The organism is Vibrio sp. Vb0888 (assembly GCF_033338835.1).
GTDB classification, from domain to species: Bacteria; Pseudomonadota; Gammaproteobacteria; order Enterobacterales; family Vibrionaceae; genus Vibrio; species Vibrio alginolyticus.
Genome location: NZ_JAWOTL010000004.1, coordinates 106,497 through 125,924, shown reverse-complemented (window position 1 = coordinate 125,924; position 19,428 = coordinate 106,497). Strand labels below are relative to the sequence as shown.

At 47.5% G+C, this 19,428-nt stretch carries 17 protein-coding genes; 12 read left to right on the top strand and 5 right to left on the bottom strand.

From position 1 onward, the window contains the following. Positions 1-272 precede the first annotated feature (272 nt). The 5 genes from R7P72_RS08140 to dsrO form a co-directional block, all read right to left on the bottom strand. The gene (locus R7P72_RS08140; RefSeq protein ID WP_005376684.1) at positions 273-1,325 is read right to left on the bottom strand and encodes a c-type cytochrome; all 1,053 of its coding nucleotides are present in this window, start codon (positions 1,323-1,325) and stop codon (positions 273-275) included. Positions 1,326-1,333: 8 nt separating this feature from the next. Then, positions 1,334-1,897 carry a c-type cytochrome gene (locus R7P72_RS08135; protein ID WP_372059261.1) on the bottom strand — a complete coding sequence of 188 codons (564 nt, stop codon included), beginning with the start codon at positions 1,895-1,897 and terminating at the stop codon, positions 1,334-1,336. Positions 1,898-2,174: 277 nt separating this feature from the next. Continuing rightward, positions 2,175-5,267 carry a tetrathionate reductase subunit A gene (locus R7P72_RS08130; protein ID WP_318110410.1) on the bottom strand — a complete coding sequence of 1,031 codons (3,093 nt, stop codon included), beginning with the start codon at positions 5,265-5,267 and terminating at the stop codon, positions 2,175-2,177. 17 nt (positions 5,268-5,284) lie between these two features. After that, positions 5,285-6,415, bottom strand: a complete 1,131-nt coding sequence (gene nrfD, locus R7P72_RS08125) for an NrfD/PsrC family molybdoenzyme membrane anchor subunit (RefSeq protein WP_005376698.1) — start codon at positions 6,413-6,415, stop codon at positions 5,285-5,287. Then, positions 6,412-7,179, bottom strand: a complete 768-nt coding sequence (gene dsrO, locus R7P72_RS08120; RefSeq protein WP_005376699.1) for a sulfate reduction electron transfer complex DsrMKJOP subunit DsrO — start codon at positions 7,177-7,179, stop codon at positions 6,412-6,414. The genes nrfD and dsrO overlap by 4 nt, the downstream gene beginning before the upstream one ends. 178 nt (positions 7,180-7,357) lie before the next feature. Here dsrO and R7P72_RS08115 point away from each other — a divergent pair, with 178 nt between their 5' ends. From R7P72_RS08115 to R7P72_RS08060, 12 genes are all read left to right on the top strand, one after another. Continuing rightward, a complete protein-coding gene (locus tag R7P72_RS08115) occupies positions 7,358-9,190 on the top strand; it encodes a sensor histidine kinase (RefSeq protein ID WP_213907177.1) in 1,833 nt (610 codons plus the stop codon). A 25-nt stretch (positions 9,191-9,215) separates the two neighbouring features. Then, positions 9,216-9,818, top strand: coding sequence for a response regulator transcription factor (locus tag R7P72_RS08110; RefSeq protein WP_047103388.1), 603 nt, complete (start codon positions 9,216-9,218; stop codon positions 9,816-9,818). Positions 9,819-9,920: 102 nt separating this feature from the next. Further along, on the top strand, positions 9,921-10,319 hold the full coding sequence (locus R7P72_RS08105) for a hypothetical protein (RefSeq protein ID WP_005376702.1): 399 nt from the start codon (positions 9,921-9,923) through the stop codon (positions 10,317-10,319). A 64-nt stretch (positions 10,320-10,383) separates the two neighbouring features. Continuing rightward, positions 10,384-12,495 (top strand): protein-disulfide reductase DsbD family protein, encoded by a 2,112-nt coding sequence (locus tag R7P72_RS08100; protein WP_054576214.1) that lies wholly within the window; start codon positions 10,384-10,386, stop codon positions 12,493-12,495. Next, positions 12,492-13,007, top strand: coding sequence for a protein disulfide oxidoreductase (locus tag R7P72_RS08095; RefSeq protein ID WP_213907178.1), 516 nt, complete (start codon positions 12,492-12,494; stop codon positions 13,005-13,007). The genes R7P72_RS08100 and R7P72_RS08095 overlap by 4 nt, the downstream gene beginning before the upstream one ends. 161 nt (positions 13,008-13,168) lie before the next feature. Further along, positions 13,169-13,801 (top strand): class I SAM-dependent DNA methyltransferase, encoded by a 633-nt coding sequence (locus R7P72_RS08090; protein WP_005376705.1) that lies wholly within the window; start codon positions 13,169-13,171, stop codon positions 13,799-13,801. 25 nt (positions 13,802-13,826) lie between these two features. Next, the gene (locus R7P72_RS08085; RefSeq protein WP_005376712.1) at positions 13,827-14,582 is read left to right on the top strand and encodes a class I SAM-dependent methyltransferase; all 756 of its coding nucleotides are present in this window, start codon (positions 13,827-13,829) and stop codon (positions 14,580-14,582) included. Between the two features lie 19 nt (positions 14,583-14,601). Then, entirely contained in the window at positions 14,602-15,027 is a 426-nt protein-coding gene (locus tag R7P72_RS08080; RefSeq protein WP_005376713.1) for a GNAT family N-acetyltransferase, read from the top strand. 3 nt (positions 15,028-15,030) lie between these two features. After that, positions 15,031-15,597, top strand: coding sequence for a GNAT family N-acetyltransferase (locus R7P72_RS08075; protein ID WP_005376715.1), 567 nt, complete (start codon positions 15,031-15,033; stop codon positions 15,595-15,597). A gap of 221 nt (positions 15,598-15,818) precedes the next feature. Further along, entirely contained in the window at positions 15,819-16,952 is a 1,134-nt protein-coding gene (locus tag R7P72_RS08070) for an efflux RND transporter periplasmic adaptor subunit (protein ID WP_005376722.1), read from the top strand. Beyond that, positions 16,945-18,216: a TolC family protein gene (locus tag R7P72_RS08065; RefSeq protein ID WP_005376723.1), complete on the top strand. Its 1,272-nt coding sequence runs from the start codon at positions 16,945-16,947 to the stop codon at positions 18,214-18,216. Before R7P72_RS08070 ends, R7P72_RS08065 begins: the two co-directional genes overlap by 8 nt. Continuing rightward, on the top strand, positions 18,213-19,427 hold the full coding sequence (locus R7P72_RS08060) for an ABC transporter permease (protein ID WP_171342895.1): 1,215 nt from the start codon (positions 18,213-18,215) through the stop codon (positions 19,425-19,427). The genes R7P72_RS08065 and R7P72_RS08060 overlap by 4 nt, the downstream gene beginning before the upstream one ends. The last annotated feature ends 1 nt before the right edge of the window (position 19,428 follow it).

Genomic DNA, 19,428 nt, shown 5'->3' with positions numbered 1-19,428 from the left:
ATACTCTTTTTTCACTAGGCACGCTTGTTTTGATTCAGGAGTTTACGAGTTTCTTACTTTTGGCATTAGAGGATATGGGAGATCTAAGACATAAACGAAGTCGCGTTTGGTACAAGATTTTACGGCGAAGATGAGTATGTTGGAAGTCGAAAATAATGTGATATTGCTTGTCTGTGGAGGGGGGTAATTACTTGTTTTTAAGGGTAAGTAACCCTGCCCAGATAATCAGAGCAGGGAAAAAGAGCATTTTATTTAAGGTACTTAGTTGTACTTTACTTGACCGTTCCGCTCTTAAAGGCATTGGAGCCGACTTGCGTACCGTTGAGCGTTTTGCCGTAATAGCCTTGGTGCTGGTGATATTTCTCCGCGTTTGCGGTGACATTGCCTTTGAATCGAGGATCTTGTGGACGCTCATGGCTGTTGACGTATGCTGCGACATCCCAAGCTTCTTGCTCTGTCAGCTGCACACTTTTCCCAAGCGGCATGTTTTCGTAAATAAAATAGGCCGCTGTGTTAATCCGGTGCATACCTGCGCCCCAGTTATACGCATATTCGCCCCAAAGTGGTGGAATGTATGAATGGTCGTTGGTGTCTTTGATGCCTGAACCGTCGGCGCGATGGCAAGTTTCACAGTTCTTTTCGTAGACCAATGCGCCTCGCTCTATTGATGGTTCTTGCTCAGGGGCGGCGATTTTTGGGTAGCCACGCCCAGAGAGATTACCCCGCTTTTCAATTGGTAATGCTTGTGCGATGGCTTCGGGCAACGGGAAGTCTTTTGCTTTTCCACCAATTTGCAACGTTTTTGCGTCTAGTTCTGGAATGGGTTCATCCGCCATACCATGTTTGTCAAGCAAGCCGCCCATCGCTAACCAGTAGGCGTAAGCACTAAGGGCAACAATTTCTGTCGAATCGTAAGCGGGCGCTTTACCGTTCATGGAATACTCGAAACAACCTTGGATACGGTCAGCATAGCTGTTTACGCGATCGTTTTTCTTACGATATGCCGGGTACGCCATGTAAGCTGCCCACAGTGGCGCAGCGTTTGCTTTTCGTCCTGCCTCCATATGGCAGTTCACACAGTTTTGTTCGTTGCCAACGTATTTTCCGCGCATTTGTTGTGAGTTAACAAAGAGCGAGTAACCGCGTTTTACTTGCTCACCAAATGCGGTGTTTGGGATTGTGCTGAGATCACGCGGTTTTAAGTATTCACCGTGCTTTTCTTTTTCTATCGCAGGTAGCTCTTTCTGGCGGTCCGGTAATGGAGCGTTAGCTAGTACGAGCGTAGAAATGAAAGGCAGTGCGAACAAAGAATAGAAACGTTTCATGACTGCTCCTAGTAACGTAATGAGGCAAAGTAGTAAGCAAGATTTTCGATCTCTTTGTCAGTGAGATTTTTTGCGATGGTCCCCATCATATTGAGCGGGTCGCCACTGCGAGTGCCGTTTTTCCATGCCATCAATTGCGTTTTTAAGTAATCAGCATGTTGGCTTGCGAGGCGAGGGAACTTGTCGACGCCCATACCGCTGGCTCCATGACAAGTTGCGCAAGCTGGAATATTTCTATCCCAATCGCCTTGGAAAATTAACTTACGATACGGGTTACGAATATCAGCTTGGTCGCCGCGTTGTTCTGGATTCGTGAACTCATAGCTCGGGAGGTTAGCAAAGTACTCCATAACTTCCTTACGGCCTGCGGGATCGCTGAGTTCCTTCGCCATGCCTTGCATGACCACATTTTGGCGTTCGCCACTAAGGAATAGTTCGATTTGAGTGTTGAGATAATTCGCGTTTAAACCAGCGATCATCGGCGCGATATTTGGCTGTCCCATGCCATCTTGGCCGTGACAACCGCTACATACGCTGGCTTTTTCCGGAATAGACGAGGCGCTTGCGCCCATAGTGGTTGCTAACAAACAGGCCACCACCACTGGAAGAATTTTTGACATGCTGACTCACTTTAATTTTTATTAATATGTCTAAGTGCTACTTGGTAGTCACTCGGACGATATTGTCGGCCTTGTCAATAATGAAAGGTATTGTGGATTTCCACATATTTAATAAGTGTAAATGGCCGTATTTGTTTTTATTGGTTGTTCTATAAGCTATAAAAACAAAGTGGTGAAGAGCTGCACAAATCGGCAGCTCTAAGTGGTAGAGACGTCTTAACGTGCGGCGTTACGCTTTGCGGATTTTGGCCGGCAAGGACTGACGTGCCGCCGCGCCCACTACCCAATCCAACAATACACCTTTACCTTCTCGGGTAGGATCAATTAAGCCAATGTCGTTAATGTTGACGCCATCTTGGCTGCGCGTTTTTACGGGTTGTTGTTTATCGCCGATCCAGTGCGAGCGTTGTCCTAGCTCGGTATGACCAAACCCATGTTCAAATCCGAGTGTGCCAGGGCGAATCCCGTTGACTATCATCGCAAGTGCTTTGGTGCTTGCAGATGGTGTCTCGATAACAAACTCATCACCCGTTTTAATGCCTGCGCGCTCGGCATCGATTGGATGGATGTACACTGGGTTTACGCCTTTAATCGAGTTCAACCTTGGCGATAGGTTGGATACCGCACTGTGAATGTTGGATTTAAAGTTCGTTAGGCTGAAAGGCCATTCTGAGCTTGGGAACTGGTCTTCCATTGGTGTGCCATCGGCCAGTTTTTGTGGATGCCATGTTGGGCAACCCGTGTAGAAATCACCGGTCATGGTGTTTCTTGCGCTGCCGACACGTTCATTCCATATCGCGACAGGTCGTGTCCATTTGTGCTTCATTTGCTCACCTTGATACGCTTCGGTTGCATTTTCAAAACGTCCACCGCGAGCAAAAATAAACGCCACACGTTTCATCTCATCCGCTGTCAGCGTCTTCTGCATGGCTGGCATTAAACGCTCTAGGCCGGACCACGCAATGTCTTCTGCCGAAACTTCAGGCACCCCGCCTTTCACATAAGCCAAGTTTGCCGCGGAACGTAAGTAGAAATCTTCAGCGCTGTGGAGAGCGTGCCAATTCCCTTGCGCATCTTGAATCGCGTTGTCACCAAAGCCGCCTAGTTGCATTTTCTTGGCGACATCAATCAAAAAGTTTTCTAAGCAAATTGAACGACCATCGGCGGTTTTCTCTGTTCGCGCTTCCACAATCGGCCAGCGAGCGGTGACGGTTTTCACCGGAACGTCGTGCCAAGGCGTTGCCATACCCCAGCTTTCGTAGGTGACCGTGTCCGGCACAATATAATCCGACAATGCGGTGGTTTCGTTAATGAACGCATCAACAGACACAATCAAACCGAGTTGTTTTGGATCTTTAAGCTTGTCTTCCAGCAGCGTTTTCAAACCGGGCACACCATACATCGGGTTCGCCATGTGGTTGATCCACGCTTTAACGCGATATGGATAACCATCAATAGCCGCAGATAGGTGTTCTGTCAGCAGTGGCGCGGCAAACGGATACCAAGGGGCGCGAGTTGGGTAAGGTGATTCACCTGCCTCAACGCGACGTTTGTATTCGCTGGTTTTGTGGTAGGGGAATTTACTGCGCGACAAAAAGACGCCTTTCGGGCCGACTTTGCCAGCAAATTTGGTGAAGTCGTAACGAGGACCCGCAGCGGAAGTTGGGTAGCCACCCGCTTTGGCCATCGCGCCGCCTTTCATATTTATGTTACCAATCAACGCATTGAGCATCATGATGGTAAACGAGTTATAGAACCCATTGGTGTGCATGTTGCCACCGTGGGTATCGACCACCGCTTTTGTTCCGTGACTGGTGAAGCGCTTTGCTAGTTCAACAACTTGTTCGACAGGGATTTCACATTGTTGGCTGTAGAACTCAAGACTGTATTTGAACGCCTCTTCTTTGAGTCTTTGTAGAGACGATTTTACGCGCACTTCGCCCGATGCAAGCGAAACCGTTTTATCGACAAACAGTGCCGCTTCCTCAGCTTGGGTATGAACACCAAATTCGCCGCTTTGCTCATCCACGATGACGTACGGGTCGGAGTCAGACAACGCTTCGCCCTCGAATGGCAGATTCAAGTCGGACGCGCGTAAAAACGTGCCGTTTCTCGGGTGCTGATTATCGCTTATCACGAGATGCGTAGCATTACACCAGTGCGCGGTGCCGGCTCGTTTCATCGCGTTTGCCCCCGGCTGCGCCAAGAAGGTTTTGTTGTAGCGTTGGTTTTCGATGATCCACTGGATCATGCCAAGCACGAGGGCAGAGTCGGTGCCTGGTTTGATTGGTACCCAGCGGTTGTTGTCACCGGCAGCCAAGCTCGATGAACCAGCAGGCAAACTTGGTGTGATGATGGTGTATTCCAAGCTACCTTCTGTTCGCGCATTGGCGAGTTGGCGCGCCTGACGCTTAAAAGGGTTACCCGCTTGAGCTGGTGACATACCGATGAAGATGATGTATTCCGCGTTATCAAAGTCTGGCTTCAAGTGCGCGTTCTTATCTAAATCGTTCATGAATGCGCCGCTGCCAGCACGAAATGCGTAGCCGCAGTAAGAGCCATGATGCCCAAAGTTACGCGTACCATAGCTGTTGAACGCGAAGCGTTTGAATATGTCGTCTCGGCCTTCGTTACCGGCGTTGGTCATTAACAGTTGGTTGGCTTTCGGTCCATATTCTGGGTTTTCAGGATCAACGGGCGTTGTTAAATCGCGAATGTCGCGTAAGCCATCCACATGACCTTCACCAAATAAATCACCGCCCTCGACGACTTCTTCTATCAGTTGTTCGTAACTGATCGGAATCCATTTTCCTTCGCCGCGTTTTCCAACTCGTTTCAGTGGCTGAGTAATGCGGTACGGGCTGTTGCGAATTTCTAGCATCCCATTGCCACGTGCGCATGCTGTTGAACGACCGTCAAGGCCCGCTTCTCCTGCCAAACTTAAATAAGCACCTTTGACTGGCGTTTCGAACGGAATGTGTTGCTGATGAGAGAGTGGGTGATATGGGTTGCCAGTAATACGCAAAATCTCGTCGTTGCGGTTATCAATGCGTACACGCAATCCGCACAGTGACCAACAACCAAAGCACATCGATGGTGCAACGCGCTGATTTGGATTAGGGATTAGGTTGCCTTTGCTGTTGACCGTGTACTCTGGTTCAAGCGAGTTACCGTGGTGAATATCACGCGTTTTTTCTCCCGCAGTGCCTTCGAGCGCACCCTTGACCATGTGTTTGGTGGTGGTGGCGTAACCCGCAGCGAATGCGCCAAGCCCACCCACTGCAATGCCTGATTTCAAAAACTGACGGCGTTTGTTATCCATGATGAAATCCCCTTTGATTAGCGTTCAGTTAAGGTGGGTGATGAGGCTTTTACTTCGATCTTTTGTTTTGGCTGAACCAGCTCTGAGCCGAGCAGTGCCAGAGCAAGCCATAATCCGAGCATGCCGATAATGCCTATCCAGCCATTTCCATCCATAGTGAGTTGGTATGGATACAGCCCTGCATCGAACTTGGCGATGGTTTGCACTTCCATGATGGTGAACCAGCGAATCAGCCATGCACTTGCCAGTGCGGCAGCAGACACAAAACCGAGCCCTATGACGTGACGAAATCTGGCTGATGTGGACTTTTGGGTATCGCGCAAGAAGATGAAGGCGAGCAAAATACAACCTAAAACGACAAAAGTGAGCAAGGCAATGTTGTGCATCCATCGTTCGCTAGAATAGAGCGAAAATGTAGAGTTGTTGGATGCCCAAATGGGTAGGAGAATCAGCGTCAGAACGCCGCTCGTTACCAGTGACTTTTTGAGTAAATTGTTATCACCAGAAGTGAGAGCTTTCGATTGGCTAGGCAGCAGTAACCAAATCAGCAGAGAAAATCCGACAGCGCCCATAAATGCAGTGACAAACCAAAGAATTGGTGACGCGGGTTGGTGCCATAAAGAGCGCGATTTAACGACTGCAATTTCAGCTCCAGTATAGAGGGCGATGGTTAAGCCTGATAACACGGTGATTGCAGATATTGTGAGCATCACTTTGTGAGAAATTGTCCACTCACCGAGCGATAACTTAGATAACAGAGGTAGTACTTTTCCCGGTTGATTTCGCAGTGCGATAAGATCCTGACGCAGATACAGCCATGCTGTCGCAACCGCCAGCGTAGAAAAAACAGGCAGGAACAGCGAGCCTAGAGACATCCATGACCACGGCGTGATGTGTACGTAAAAATGCCATGCGCGTCCCGGCTGGTGAAGGTCGCCAGTTAACGCTAATGGCCCCACGATGGCGCCGATGGCCAGCGTCAGAACAAGCGCAGCGCGCAGTCTGTGACTGGTGTGTTTTTCAAATAATAGGGCGATTAGGAATAAAACAGCAGCCGCATAAGCCGAACCGATGTAGAAGAAATACTGCACCGCCCACGGGAGCCAAGCCATCGCTTGAGGTTGGACTAACACTTCGGTGATGTTCATGCGCGATCTCCTTGTGGGTCGTAAATAGCAGGTTGTCCGTCGATGTGGCTGGTGAAGCGTTCATCCATGCCGATGTAAAACACGTGAGGCTTGGTGCCTTCATTGGGTTTTAGCACTTTGATATCGTCTTGGTGCTTCGCAATTAAGCGGCGGACTTCACTTGATGGATCATTCAAATCACCAATTACACGTGCTCCGCCAACACAGGTTTCCACGCAGGCAGGCAATAGACCTTTTTCTAGACGGTGAGCACAGAAGGTGCATTTGTCTGCGGTGAGGGTGTCCTCATTGATAAAACGAGCATCATAAGGGCAAGCTTGTACACAGTACGCGCAGGCGACGCAGCGACTGTTATCCACCATGACAATACCATCTTCGCGCTGAAAGGTTGCTTGAACCGGACACACTGCCACGCAAGGTGGGTTGTCGCAGTGGTTACAAAGGCGCGGTAGCATAAAGGCTTTTGCTTCTCGCGTGGCTGTAGAGCCATCATCTAACGTAACTTCGTATTGCTTTACGGTGGTTCGGAATTGACCAATTGGCGCTTGGTTTTCAATGCTGCAACCTACGGTGCACGCTTGGCATCCGACACATTTACGCAAATCTATCACCATGGCATAACGCTTGCCGATTTGTCCTTTTCGGTCAGCGGACTGGTTATTTCGAATAATGTTTCCCGCAGTTGCCGTGCCAATGCCTGCGACTGGAATTAACGCGGCTCCGGCTGTGACCGCGCTGAGAAAGCGACGTTTGGTGGAATCCATAACTCACCTGCTTTTTTGTTGTATTTGAATTGACTGATTCCATTGTGAGAAATGCACTGCGAGGCTTATATTGTGGATTTCCACATACCCAGATCAAACTTGATCTAAAACAAATGTGGTTTAGGGAAGGTAGCTGTTATTCTTGTCGTACTCTCTTGACGGAACGATTCGACTCATCATGAAAAAAGCACTGTGGCTTCAGCTTTGGATTCTTTGCTTAGTTGCCTTTGCATCTTTGACTCAGGGCGCAGTTTCTGAACAAGCAGATCTGCAAGGAATGCAAGAGCAAAAAGCAGAGCAGCCACAGGCCAAGCAAAAAGTCGAAGTGGGCGTGTTAGCGATACGCGGCCATCTTTATGCTGAGCAGAGATGGCAACCGACCATTGATTGGCTCAATCAGCAAATTTCCGATGTGCATTTTGTCCTTCATCCCCTTAACTTGGATGAAATGGGCGAAGCGGTGAAGTTTCAGACCATGGATTTCATCTTAACCAACCCAGGTCAGGCAGTGCGATTGGGCAGGCAATACGCGCTGTCGTGGATGGCAACGCTAACCAGCAGAGCCCCACAAAACTCGAATTACGGCATTGGTTCGGCGCTTGTGGTTCGAGCCAATTCAAGTTATCAAACGGTGCAAGATGTCTCAGGACGTCCCGTTGCGGCGGTATCAGAAAAAGCGTTTGGTGGTTATCTAACGATGCGCTATCAAATAGTCAAAATGGGGCTTAATCCAAACGATTTCTTTTCTGATGTCCGCTATCTTGGTTTTCCTATTGATGCCAACCTGTATCAATTACGTGATGGTAATGTGGAAGCGGCCGTCGTCCCTGCTTGTTTATTGGAACAGATGCTAAGTGAAGGGCTTTTACAACCGGGTAATTACCGAGTTTTAAATCAACAGCCGAACGAGCGCTCGTTATGCGCTGTTTCCACACCGCTTTATCCTAACTGGTCATTTGCCAAAACAGAGCGCGGCTCAGCTCAGATCGCCAAACAGATTGCGCAAGTATTGTTAGCGATGCCACCTGAACACCCTGCGGTTATTGCGGCAGGCGCGTCAGGTTGGACGTCCCCCGTCAGCTTGCTGAGCATCGACAAACTTTATCAGGCGTTGGATCTCCATCCGTTGCAACAACCCTGGTGGAGTGAGGCTCTACGCTGGCTGCGTAGTCATCAAGAATGGGCATGGGCTCTGTTCATGTTTGTGATTGTGTTGAACGCGTACCACTTTTGGCTTGAGTATCGATTTAGCAAGAGTAAGCAAGCGTTGGAGCAGACATCGTTACGATTAAAAGAGAAAAGTGAACAGTTAGAACATTCACAAAGGGTCGCGATTGTCGGAGAAATCGGCACTAGTCTTGCTCATGAACTCAATCAGCCATTGGCAGCCATTCGCAATTATAGTGAAGGCGGTTTACTTCGCTTGGCCAAAAAACGCCCACATGAAGATATTGTCCCTGTACTTGAGAAAATACAGGGCCAAGTTGAAAGAGCCGATGCAATTATTCAGCGATTAAGAACGTTGATCCGCAAGCGTAGTGTCGACAAAGCGCCGTGCGATCTTCAAGTACTCATTGATGACACGATTGAGTTACTCCATTTTCGAATGCAGAAGCAAAACATTTCTATTGTGGCCAGTACAGAAGGGAACATTCGTCCATTACTTGTCGATGCAGTTGGCGTACAACAGGTTTTAGTTAATGTGATCAGCAACGCGATTGATGCGTGTACTTTGTTCCAAGAGAAATATCACTCATCAGGTTATCAAGGTAAAATTGCCCTGCATTGCGATTACCAAATCAGTCAACTCTCTATTCGAGTGTTAGACAATGGTACAGGGTTGCAGCAAGAGAATCCGACTCAAGCGTTTGTGAGTAGCAAAGAAGAAGGGCTTGGGCTGGGGTTAGCCATTTGTCGCGATGTGATGGAAATGCATGGTGGCGAGTTTGTCATCAGCTCGACAGCACCACATGGTTGTTTGGTTGAGCTTGTGTTTCCATATCAAAACTAATCTGAACTAGGCATAGGAGCATTCAATGAGCAGCGGTGAAAAGCAGCTACCTGTTTTTGTAGTCGATGATGATGAATCGGTGCGTGACTCGCTCGCTTTTATGCTGGAAGAGCATGACTTCAACGTGACGACTTTTGCTGATGGGCAATCTTTTCTCGATAAAGTGGACATTCATCAGGCCGGATGCGTGATCCTTGATAGCCGAATGCCCAACCTTCGTGGTCAGCAAGTGCACCAAATTTTAAATAAAGCCAACAGCCCGTTAGCCGTTATTTATCTGACAGGGCATGGTGATGTTCCGATGGCGGTCGATGCATTGCAAGCTGGGGCGGTCAATTTCTTCCAAAAACCAGTCAAAGGCGATGAACTGGCACGAGCCATTTTGCAGGGACAGGCGCAGTCTGCCACAAACCTCGATATGGCAGCAGCTAAATCGGCTTATGAATCGCTCACACCTAGAGAAAAAGACATTTTACGTTTGATTATTGAAGGAAAGCGCAACATTCGTATTGCTGACGAACTTTGCATAGCAATGCGAACGGTTGAAGTACACCGAGCTAATCTATTGAAGAAGTTCTCGGCAAAAACCGTCGCAGAGTTGGCATATATTTATGGCAAGCTAGATTAAAGGTTACCGAGTGAAGCCTCTTAAGGTTATTTAGAGGATACAACTTGAGCTTTATGACGACTCGCGTATTATCTTCTTCGTTCTTACTTTATCTGAATTCTTATGAGTTTGTTGACTAAACGACATCACACGCCACATAAGCGGGCAAAATGGCTACTGGCGATTATTGGCTGGGTGGTCGTTGTGTGTCTGATGCAAAATTCAGGCTTTGCATCGTCATGCTCTATGAAATATGAGACGGAATCGCCCGCGGTTTCACTTGCTGATGAGCGTTCGAGCGTCAAGTCGATTGATACTAAAGAAACTAGCAAGTGCGAATTGTCTGAAAAGTTAATTCAGTTTTCTCAACATCAACTCGATGTATTTATTGTTGTTCTGTTTGTCGGTCTTTTTGCTTCGGCAATTTGGTTGTGCAGTGCCTATATTGGTGCGCAACATTGGACGGAACCGATAGGCCGTAAGTATCGAGTCCATCTGACTTTCTGTGTGTTCCGAGAATAAAAGCGTGCTTTCTGACCACTAGCGTCAGTTATTTAGCACCTTTGTCTTTTAACTAGGAATCACTATGAATCAAATTACTAAACTGACTCAGTTTGCGTCCATGTTTTTTATGACGCTTGCTTTGAGTTTGCTCTCTCTGAGTATTTCAGCTCAAACTACTGATACAGGTTGGCTGACCAACCCGCAACATCTTCCAGTGCAAACGCGCTTTGTGCTCACTGGTCAACAAGATCCGCAAGCCAAAACAATCACTGGTTATCTGGACGTCAAGTTGGCTGGGGACTGGAAAACTTACTGGCGTTCACCTGGTGAGGGCGGCGTAGCACCATCTATTGATTGGCAGAATTCACAAAATTTATCCAAAGTGGATTGGCAATGGCCGCACCCACAAAAATTCGAACTATTAGGTATCGAGACTCTTGGGTATAAAGGCGATACTTTGTTCCCCATGACGCTGCACGTCGAAGACATGTCCAAACCTGTCACGATTGATGCGGTACTGACACTTTCTTCTTGTACGACGATTTGTGTGCTGACCGACTATCAAATTCAATTGACGTTCTTGCCTTCTGATCTAAAAGTCGATGAAGACGTGATGTTCAGTTACGCTCAAGCAGTGAGTAACGTGCCGCAGCCATCGCCGTTTATTGATGTTACTCAGGCGAGTTGGGATGCGAACCAATCGAAACTACAAATCAAGCTACAGAACAGTCAGGGTTGGCAACAACCACAAGTGCTGGTGGATGGTGTCGATGAAGCAACGCGAGACTATAGCTTCAAGCTTGAAGGAATGTATCAAGAAGGAAACATCGTCACCGCGAGCTATATCGTTGATACTTGGCTGGGCGATGTGGAGTTAGATGGTCAGTCGCTGTTTGTGACCATCAAAGACACCAATTTACTAGCAGAAGAAACCACTCAAGCAACTGCTGAGGCAATAGTTGAACCGTTGCCGAGCACGTCTCTAACGAGTGTTTTTCTATTCGCGTTGCTCGGCGGTTTAATTCTTAACATTATGCCTTGCGTTCTTCCGGTTTTGGGGATGAAGCTAAGTAGTATTGTTGCCGCTCAAGGTATCGAGCGTCGTCAAATTCGCGCTCAGTTTGTTGCCTCGTCACTTGGTATATTAACGTCGTTCTGGATTCTCGCTGGTTTTATTTTGGTGCTTAAGCTAACAGGTAATGCCATTGGCTGGGGCGTGCAATTTCAAAGCCCTTGGTTCTTAGGTTTGATGGTGTTGGTCACCACTTTGTTTGGGGCCAATATGCTGGGGCTGTTTGAAGTCCGTCTATCATCGGGTACCAATACATGGCTGGCCTCGAAAGGTGATAACTCCCTAGTTGGTCACTATGTTCAAGGTATGTTTGCTACATTGCTTGCGACGCCTTGCTCCGCGCCTTTTCTAGGAACGGCCGTGGCGTTTGCCTTGGGTGCCGACGTATTAACGTTATTTGCAACCTTTACAGCATTAGCATTGGGTATGGCACTGCCTTGGCTCTTAGTCGCTGTGTTTCCAAATATCGCGCTGAAACTACCAAAGCCTGGCTCGTGGATGAATGTCGTTAAAATCGTGTTTGGCATAATGATGCTGGCGACTAGCATTTGGCTACTTTCATTAATGGCAAATCATGTACCGATGTTATGGATTGCACTTATCGCTGTGGTTGCTTTTGTTGTAATGATGGCAAGAGTTAAGAAAGTGTATGGTGAGAAAGCGCTTGCTGTATCCGGAACTGCGTCATTAGTGTTGATAGCTGGTGGCCTGTTACTTGGTAGTGTCACTGCCGACCAATGGGCGACACCGCTTCCTGAGGACTTAGCGTGGCAGAAGCTTTCTAACTCGGCGATTGAAGATCACGTCAATAATGGGCGAGTGGTGTTTGTGGATGTCACTGCGGATTGGTGTGTCACGTGTAAAGCGAACAAGATCGGTGTGATCTGGCAAGATCCTGTCTACTCATTGCTGCAAAGCCCTAATGTAGCGACGTTAAAAGGGGATTGGACACATCCGGACGGCTCGGTAACTGACTTTTTACGAGCTCATGGGCGTTACGGTGTGCCGTTTAACATCGTCTATGGCCCGGCGGCGCCACAAGGTATCCCGTTACCTGTGATTCTGACTGATGATGTTGTTTTAAGTGCGGTGAAGCAAGCGAGTGGGGGAGCTATTCAATGAGTTCGACAAAGCGGCGTAGAACATTCCGATATTGGCTCATTCAAATCGTACAGATGGTGCTCATTGTCACCGCGATTTCTATCGCGATGGATTGGTATCGCACTAAAGATATTCCTAAACAGGAGTCACCACCATTGAGCTCAGTATTGAGCGATGGCGAACACTTCGATGCAATCGCGCAAAGTTATGAACAACCTGTCGTTGTTTATTTTTGGGCGACTTGGTGTCCCGCTTGTAAATTTGTAAGCCCAAGCGTGAGTTGGCTGAGTGATGACTACACCGTAGTTGGCGTTTCTGGATCGTCGGGACCGAATGAGCGTGTGGCGCAGTTTATGAGGGCAAAAGAATATCGTTTTGAAAACATAAACGATCCTTCAAGCTATATTATGCGTGAATGGAAAATTAGCGTGACTCCAACCATTTATATTTTAAGAAATGGTGAAATTTCCTCCGTCACAACTGGCGTTACCACTCCGATAGGAATACTAGCGAGAATTTGGTTAGCTCGATAACGCTATAAAAATCCGATATTCAAAATATTGAGTATCGGATTTTTTTGTTGTCCTAAACAACCAGTCGGTCACATACCATAAAGAACTAGTTAACCAATAAGTGTCTAGATGCTTATTGCGTGCTACATTCGAGCATCGTTCTGGTTATCAAGGAGGAAACGATGAACGTAGCAAAAATGTATGATGATGTGTCGGATCGTTATCAAAAGTTGGTGGATGACAGTCACTACGTCGGTCCACGTTGGATTTCTGAGAAGTTAAAAACCTTTCCCATCGAGCAAGGCTCGGTTCTCGACCTAGCCTGTGCGACTGGCAGTATCGGCCATGTCGTAAAAAGTCACTATCCAGAACTCGCCATCCATGGCTTAGACATCTCGTCCAAAATGGTTGATAAAGCGCGCCAAACTAACCTCTATCAAAGCGTCGCGGTTCATAATCTCGATGAGCCATTTTCCCTTTTGTTTGAACAAACCTTCGACCTTATCACCGCACTTGGTTTTACTGAGTTTCTAGCAGAGCCTCAACAACTTCTGGAGTGCATTTCGCATAAGCTAACTGCGAATGGACGATGTTTTATCAGCTTTCAATACCACGATCCGGATGGACAAGATTTGCCTCGAAATACTTATAGTGGATCGGTCGTGCATACGGCATATACCGAAAGTGAAGTTGAGCAACTCTGTCAGCAAGCGGGGTTGGAAGTGGTTTCCCTAGAAAATGTGATTGGTTACGTATCTGGTGTTGGTTATGTGTGTCGATACTTGATGCTAGAGCTGAAAAAGTCACACCGATGAAATAAGTAACAAACAAGGATTGTTTTTGAAAACACAAGATTTAACCGAGTTCGGGTCTGGCATTGAATACGATGCTCAATACGACCAGCATTACCATCACGACATTGCTTTTATCACAAGGTTAATCGAAGAAACCAATGCTCGAAGTGTACTGGATGTCTGTTGTGGTTCCGGCATTGTCACGATTCCAGTCTCTGAGCAACTCAACGAAGCCATTGGCATTGATATTTCTGAAGGGATGCTCAAACACGCAAAGGACAAAGCCAAAAGCAGGAGTAACTTGCGTTTTCTTCATCTCGACGCAACCCAGTTTTCGTTAGGTAAGAAGTTTGACCTAGCCATAATGACAGGGAATGCATTCCAAGCCTTTTTAAGTGATGAGATGCTAGCAGGTGCACTGAGCTCAATATCAAGACACCTCGAAAAAGGTGGGCGATTTGTCTTCGATACGCGGTTACCAACGCCAGAGAATCTAGAACTGGATAATGAGATGGCACTGTGGCAAACCTATGTTTCTCCAACCTATGGTGAAGTGAATTATTTCGGTATGAAGGCCGAGTATGACTTGCAAACATCCATCATGTATTTGAAGAAAGAGCGCCATTTTGAAGGTGGAACGATTGAGTATTCCAGCATTGATTTAAAATATCGTCCGCTGGAAGACATAGAGGTTTTCCTTGAACAAGCGGGATTCAGAATCATAGAGAAGTACCAGTCTTGGTCAGCGCAAGCATTTGAGGCGAATGCCAACTCGCTTGTCTGTGTGGCTAAGAAAATATAAATCAATGTTGAGGGATACAATGCAAGGATTTCGAATTACTACGTCGTTAGATGACATGGATTTAGACGTTATCTACGAGTTCATTTCAAACAGTTACTGGGGAAAGGGCATTCCAAGAGAACGCCTTGAGAAGTCATTGCGCCATTCGTTCTGTTTCGCGGTTTTGGATGATGAAAATCAACTCGTTGCTTTTGCTCGGTTAATTACCGATCGTACCACGTTTGCGTACCTTGCCGATGTGTTTGTTATGGAGGTACACCGTGGTAAAGGCATCAGTAAGTGGTTGATCTCAGAAATTGTTGCTCATCCAGAACTACAAGGCTTACGCCGTATGATGCTTGCAACCCGCGATGCTCATGGGTTGTACGAACAGTTTGGGTTCACTCCTATTGCTCCAGTAGAAAACTTTATGCAAATCTGGAAACCGAATGTTTATCAGAGCTAAATCATGATGAGAGTTGAATCTCAACAAGTGGCAATCAGATACCTCAAAACAACAGACGCTGCTCCCCTGTTTGAAAACTATTTAGGCGATGAGAAAGCATGCCGCTTCCTCAATCGCCAAGCCCACCAAAATGTTAATCAAACCCTTGAAGCTATCGAAAGATGGTGTGCTCAATATGATCAAAAGTCTCCCAATCTCTTAGTCTTCGCTATTGAAGAACTCACTTCTCAAACTCCTATTGGTTGTCTGGTGCTGATACCTGAGCAAGACAGCAGTGAAATCCATTTTGGTATTTCTGCTCGCTATCGGGGAAAAGGCTATGCAACCCAAGCCTGCAAACTTGGCGTTGTCTACCTGCAAAGCTTGGGTATAACGCGCATTCGCACCGCCCCGCATATTGGCAACCACGCGAGTATCCGTGTGTTGGAGAAATGCGGCTTTATCAGCCAAGGCATTTTAAAAGCGCATGCAGTTTTTCCTGCTCTAGGACGTGAGGCGCAAGACTGTATGGATATGCGATTGGAGGATATCGAACAGCGCCATTTTGCACATTGTTCAGAATTAAATTGATAGCGGTTGAAACGAGCGGTTACAGAGCATGTTAGTCGCCATCGTAGACAGCGTCTTTGCTGAATGATTCGTCGAGATTTTTTAGTCTTTGATTGTCAGAGGCGACTGACAAAACCATACCAACTGTGACAACCATACCGCTATTAAAGCAGGATATTATTCCTTCAACTTTGTGTTTTAGGAGTAGTCATTAGACTACCCAATAATTGTTGGAATAAATAATGACGAAACGTTGGCTTGTCTCCGCTGTGAGCATTGCGCTGCTCGGCGGTGGTACGTATTTCTATCTCCAATCTGCCGCTCAACCAGAATTGCTGCCTACATTGATTGTGGAAAAAGGCACGATTGAAAAACAAGCGGTGGCTGTTGGTAAAATTGTCCCTGCACACTCTGTGTCTATCAAGTCACAAATCGACGGTATCGTCGGTGAAATTTACGCGAAAGTTGGTGAAAAGGTGAAACAAGGCCAGCCGCTGATCAAAGTGCGTCCAAACCCAACCCCCCAAGCATTAACGGATGCATCGGCAGAACTCATGCGTAGCGAAGCCGATCTGGAATCCGCCAAACAAAAACTGTCCAACTTAGAAAGCTTGGTCAAGCAGGACATTATTCCAAGTAACTACGACGAATACGTAAGTGCGCGCTCGGCAGTCAAATCTGCGCAAGCGGACGTATTGCAAAAGCGCCAGAATCTCGAACTCATCCGCAGTGGCGAGGCGTCTATCGGCGATGCACGTTTAACGTCGACGATCTACGCGCCAATTGATGGCACGGTACTCAACCAGAAAGTTGAGGTCGGAGAGCCGATCATCTCGACTCAATCAAGCCAAGCCGCGACTGAAATGATGTCATTGGCCGACATGAACAGCCTGATTTTTAAAGGCAGCGTCAGTGAGCATGATGCTGCGCAGTTGTCTCCGGGAATGCCCGTTATGTTGACGGTTGCGCCTTATCCTGATGTGGCGATTTCTGGTGTGCTAACCAAAGTGGCGATTCAATCTGAGAACCTTAACTCACCAGAAGGCAACGCTTCGGCAAAAAGTTTTGATAACGGTTTTGAGGTTGAAGTGGGAGAACTCAAGATCCCACAAGATGTGTTGCTTCGTTCTGGGTTTTCGTCGACGGCTCAAATCATTCTTAAGAAGTCTGAAAACGTACTCACGCTACCGGAGCGCGCTCTGCAATTTGATGGTGACGCACCGAATGTTCTGATCCCCGATAGCTCAGAACAAGGGTTTCATAAACAACCTGTGAAACTCGGTCTGTCAGATGGCATCAATGTCGAAGTGCTTGACGGCGTGGAGCTTGATGAAGAGGTTATCGACAACAGTATGATGGGAGCGGCGCATGGTTAAACTGCAACGATCAAAAATCGCCTTTGCATTGTTGGCTGCCACACTCAGTTTGCCGACCTACGCAATTTCTATTGAACAAGCTTGGCACCAAGCAAAGCAGAACGATCCTAATTACGAAAAAGCGAAAATCGGCGTCCAGCTTGGCGAGGTTGGCGTACAGAGTAGCCGCAGTGCGTTATTGCCGGGTTTAAGTGCCAGTGCGTCAGCGGATTGGAATGAGTCCTCAAGCCATTCGAACAGTTACGGCGCTACCTTATCTCAAACTATTTGGGATAGCAGTTTGTGGTCGGAACTGGATCAAGCGAATGCCAATTATCTCAAAGCACAGTTAGAGCTATCTCAATCACATAACGAGCTTGCGCAGAAGTTGCTCACCGCTTACCTAGATGTAGCAAGCGCACAGGGCGACCTCAAATTGGCGCAGTCCAAGCTGGAGGAGGGGAAAGAACTTCTCAACATCATCGAGAAACGCTATCGAGCAGGCAAAGTGAAGTCGGTTGATGTTGAAGAGATGCGAGCGAATCAAGTTTCTGAGCAAGCAAGTATCCTCAATGCAAAAGCCGATCTCGAAGTGAAAAAAGCAGAGCTTGCGGCGTTAATCAATCAAATGCCGGAGAGTGTCGACCAAATTCGAACGGATTCTCTAATTCAGCCGCCGATGCTGGTGGACTCTCAGGAGCAATGGCTAAAGCTGGCGAAAGACAGTAGTCCAGAGCTGTTGGTCGCGGCGCAGATGGTGAAAGCGAGCGAGTTCGCGAAAGATTCAGCTAAAGGTGGATACTACCCAACCGTCAAAGGCAGTGTGGGCTACAGCGATGGTGACAATCGTTCAAACGGCGAGTTTAACGCTGGGATTAGTTTGAGTTTGCCGATTGACCTCAATGGTGCAGTGCGAGCGAAAGTGGACGAAGCATCGTTGAACATTTTAAGCGCCAAGCAAGATATGCGTAGAGTGGAAATTGATATTCAGAAACGAGTTATTCAGCAGTTTACGCAGGTCGATATCAATTGGAATCAAGTTTTAATAGCGAACGAGCTGGTTGAGTCGCGCGCCAGAGTGTTGCAAAGCAAAGAGAAACTTTACGACGCTGGCCTGCTTGAAGTGTCGGAAGTTATCAGTGCACACAACAGCTTGTTTGAGGCGAAAAACAGTCTGCAAACCAACTTGTACAGCTATTGGCGTAAGAGAATCGGCTTACTGCAAACCGCAGGGAAACTCGATGACGATACCATGGTGTTGATCTCTCGGGCTTTTCATTCATGAGCAGCCTGTTGCAGCAAACTTGGCAAACGTTGATGGCGCACCGCATGAAGAGCGTGCTAGCCATTATCGCGATTGCTTGGGGCGTGATCTCTGTGGTGGTGTTAATCGCACTTGGAGAAGGCTTTTATCGCCATCAGACCCAGTCGTTTTCATTTATGATTAACAATGTGCAAGTGGTGTTTCCGTCGAGTACCAGTAAACCGTGGCAAGGGTTACCTTCAAGACGCCAAATTGATATACCACAAGAAAAAGTCGACATGATCAAACAGTCGGGCTTCGTGCAACAGGCGTCGAGCGTTTACGCCAAATGGGATGCGAATATCACCAATCTCAAAGGACAGAACTTATCGAGTACGGTCAGCGGTATTGATATGTCTTACTTTCCTTTAATGCAACGCAAGCTGCAATCCGGTTCGAGAAACCTGTCACCAAGTGATATGGACAACCACACTCGCGTGGCGGTGTTAGGCGATCAAATTGCGCAAATGGGCGGAATCCAAATCGGGGATAGGCTCAAAGTTAACGGCATTCCGTTTTTGGTGATTGGGATAACCGTCGGTGAGGACACTGGCATTTCATTCGGCGATAGCCGCACGGTTTTCATTCCTCAAACAACGTACCGCGATTTGTGGGATGCGAAACCTTGGATGGTATTGATGAAGCCGAGAGACGGGATGGATGCACCGTCGTTTCGACAAAATATCGTGAACTTTTTCGCCAAGCAGCTTCATTTTGACCCAAGTGATAAAGATGCGGTCGAATTACCCGATTTTAGTGAAGGTGCGGCGGTCATCAGTGGAATTTTGCGTGGCATTCAGATTTTTCTCGGAGCGAGCGGTGCGATGACCATGGCGGTCGGTGCGCTTGGTGTTGCCAACATCATGTTTTTATCCGTCACTGAGCGCACGCGTGAAATCGGTGTGCGTTTGGCGATCGGGGCGACTCAAAAATCCATACTCAGTCAGTTTATTCTTGAGGGGCTTATTTTGGTAGCTGTGGGCACGGCATTAGGTCTGATGTTTTCGTATGCCGTGGTATCTGTCCTAAGCAGCATGGGATTACCGGAATGGATTGGTTTGCCTGTGATCACGCCAGATTCCATTGCTTGGTCTTTACTTGTGACGCTTATCTTGGCATTGATGGCATCGTATTTCCCAGCAAGGCGAGCATCACGTCTCACGCCAGTCATTGCTTTGAGTGCGAGGGCTTAGC

What these genes read in the sequence shown, in the direction of transcription:
- R7P72_RS08095 (WP_213907178.1), top strand. Translation starts at nt 12,492, where the DNA reads ATGAGTTCGACAAAGCGGCGTAGAACATTCCGATATTGGCTCATTCAA.
- R7P72_RS08105 (WP_005376702.1), top strand. Translation starts at nt 9,921, where the DNA reads ATGAGTTTGTTGACTAAACGACATCACACGCCACATAAGCGGGCAAAA.
- R7P72_RS08070 (WP_005376722.1), top strand. Translation starts at nt 15,819, where the DNA reads ATGACGAAACGTTGGCTTGTCTCCGCTGTGAGCATTGCGCTGCTCGGC.
- R7P72_RS08090 (WP_005376705.1), top strand. Translation starts at nt 13,169, where the DNA reads ATGAACGTAGCAAAAATGTATGATGATGTGTCGGATCGTTATCAAAAG.
- R7P72_RS08140 (WP_005376684.1), bottom strand. Translation starts at nt 1,325, where the DNA reads ATGAAACGTTTCTATTCTTTGTTCGCACTGCCTTTCATTTCTACGCTC.
- R7P72_RS08065 (WP_005376723.1), top strand. Translation starts at nt 16,945, where the DNA reads ATGGTTAAACTGCAACGATCAAAAATCGCCTTTGCATTGTTGGCTGCC.
- R7P72_RS08130 (WP_318110410.1), bottom strand. Translation starts at nt 5,267, where the DNA reads ATGGATAACAAACGCCGTCAGTTTTTGAAATCAGGCATTGCAGTGGGT.
- R7P72_RS08080 (WP_005376713.1), top strand. Translation starts at nt 14,602, where the DNA reads ATGCAAGGATTTCGAATTACTACGTCGTTAGATGACATGGATTTAGAC.
- R7P72_RS08100 (WP_054576214.1), top strand. Translation starts at nt 10,384, where the DNA reads ATGAATCAAATTACTAAACTGACTCAGTTTGCGTCCATGTTTTTTATG.
- R7P72_RS08135 (WP_372059261.1), bottom strand. Translation starts at nt 1,897, where the DNA reads ATGGGCGCAAGCGCCTCGTCTATTCCGGAAAAAGCCAGCGTATGTAGC.
- R7P72_RS08060 (WP_171342895.1), top strand. Translation starts at nt 18,213, where the DNA reads ATGAGCAGCCTGTTGCAGCAAACTTGGCAAACGTTGATGGCGCACCGC.
- nrfD (WP_005376698.1), bottom strand. Translation starts at nt 6,415, where the DNA reads ATGAACATCACCGAAGTGTTAGTCCAACCTCAAGCGATGGCTTGGCTC.
- R7P72_RS08075 (WP_005376715.1), top strand. Translation starts at nt 15,031, where the DNA reads ATGATGAGAGTTGAATCTCAACAAGTGGCAATCAGATACCTCAAAACA.
- dsrO (WP_005376699.1), bottom strand. Translation starts at nt 7,179, where the DNA reads ATGGATTCCACCAAACGTCGCTTTCTCAGCGCGGTCACAGCCGGAGCC.
- R7P72_RS08115 (WP_213907177.1), top strand. Translation starts at nt 7,358, where the DNA reads ATGAAAAAAGCACTGTGGCTTCAGCTTTGGATTCTTTGCTTAGTTGCC.
- R7P72_RS08110 (WP_047103388.1), top strand. Translation starts at nt 9,216, where the DNA reads ATGAGCAGCGGTGAAAAGCAGCTACCTGTTTTTGTAGTCGATGATGAT.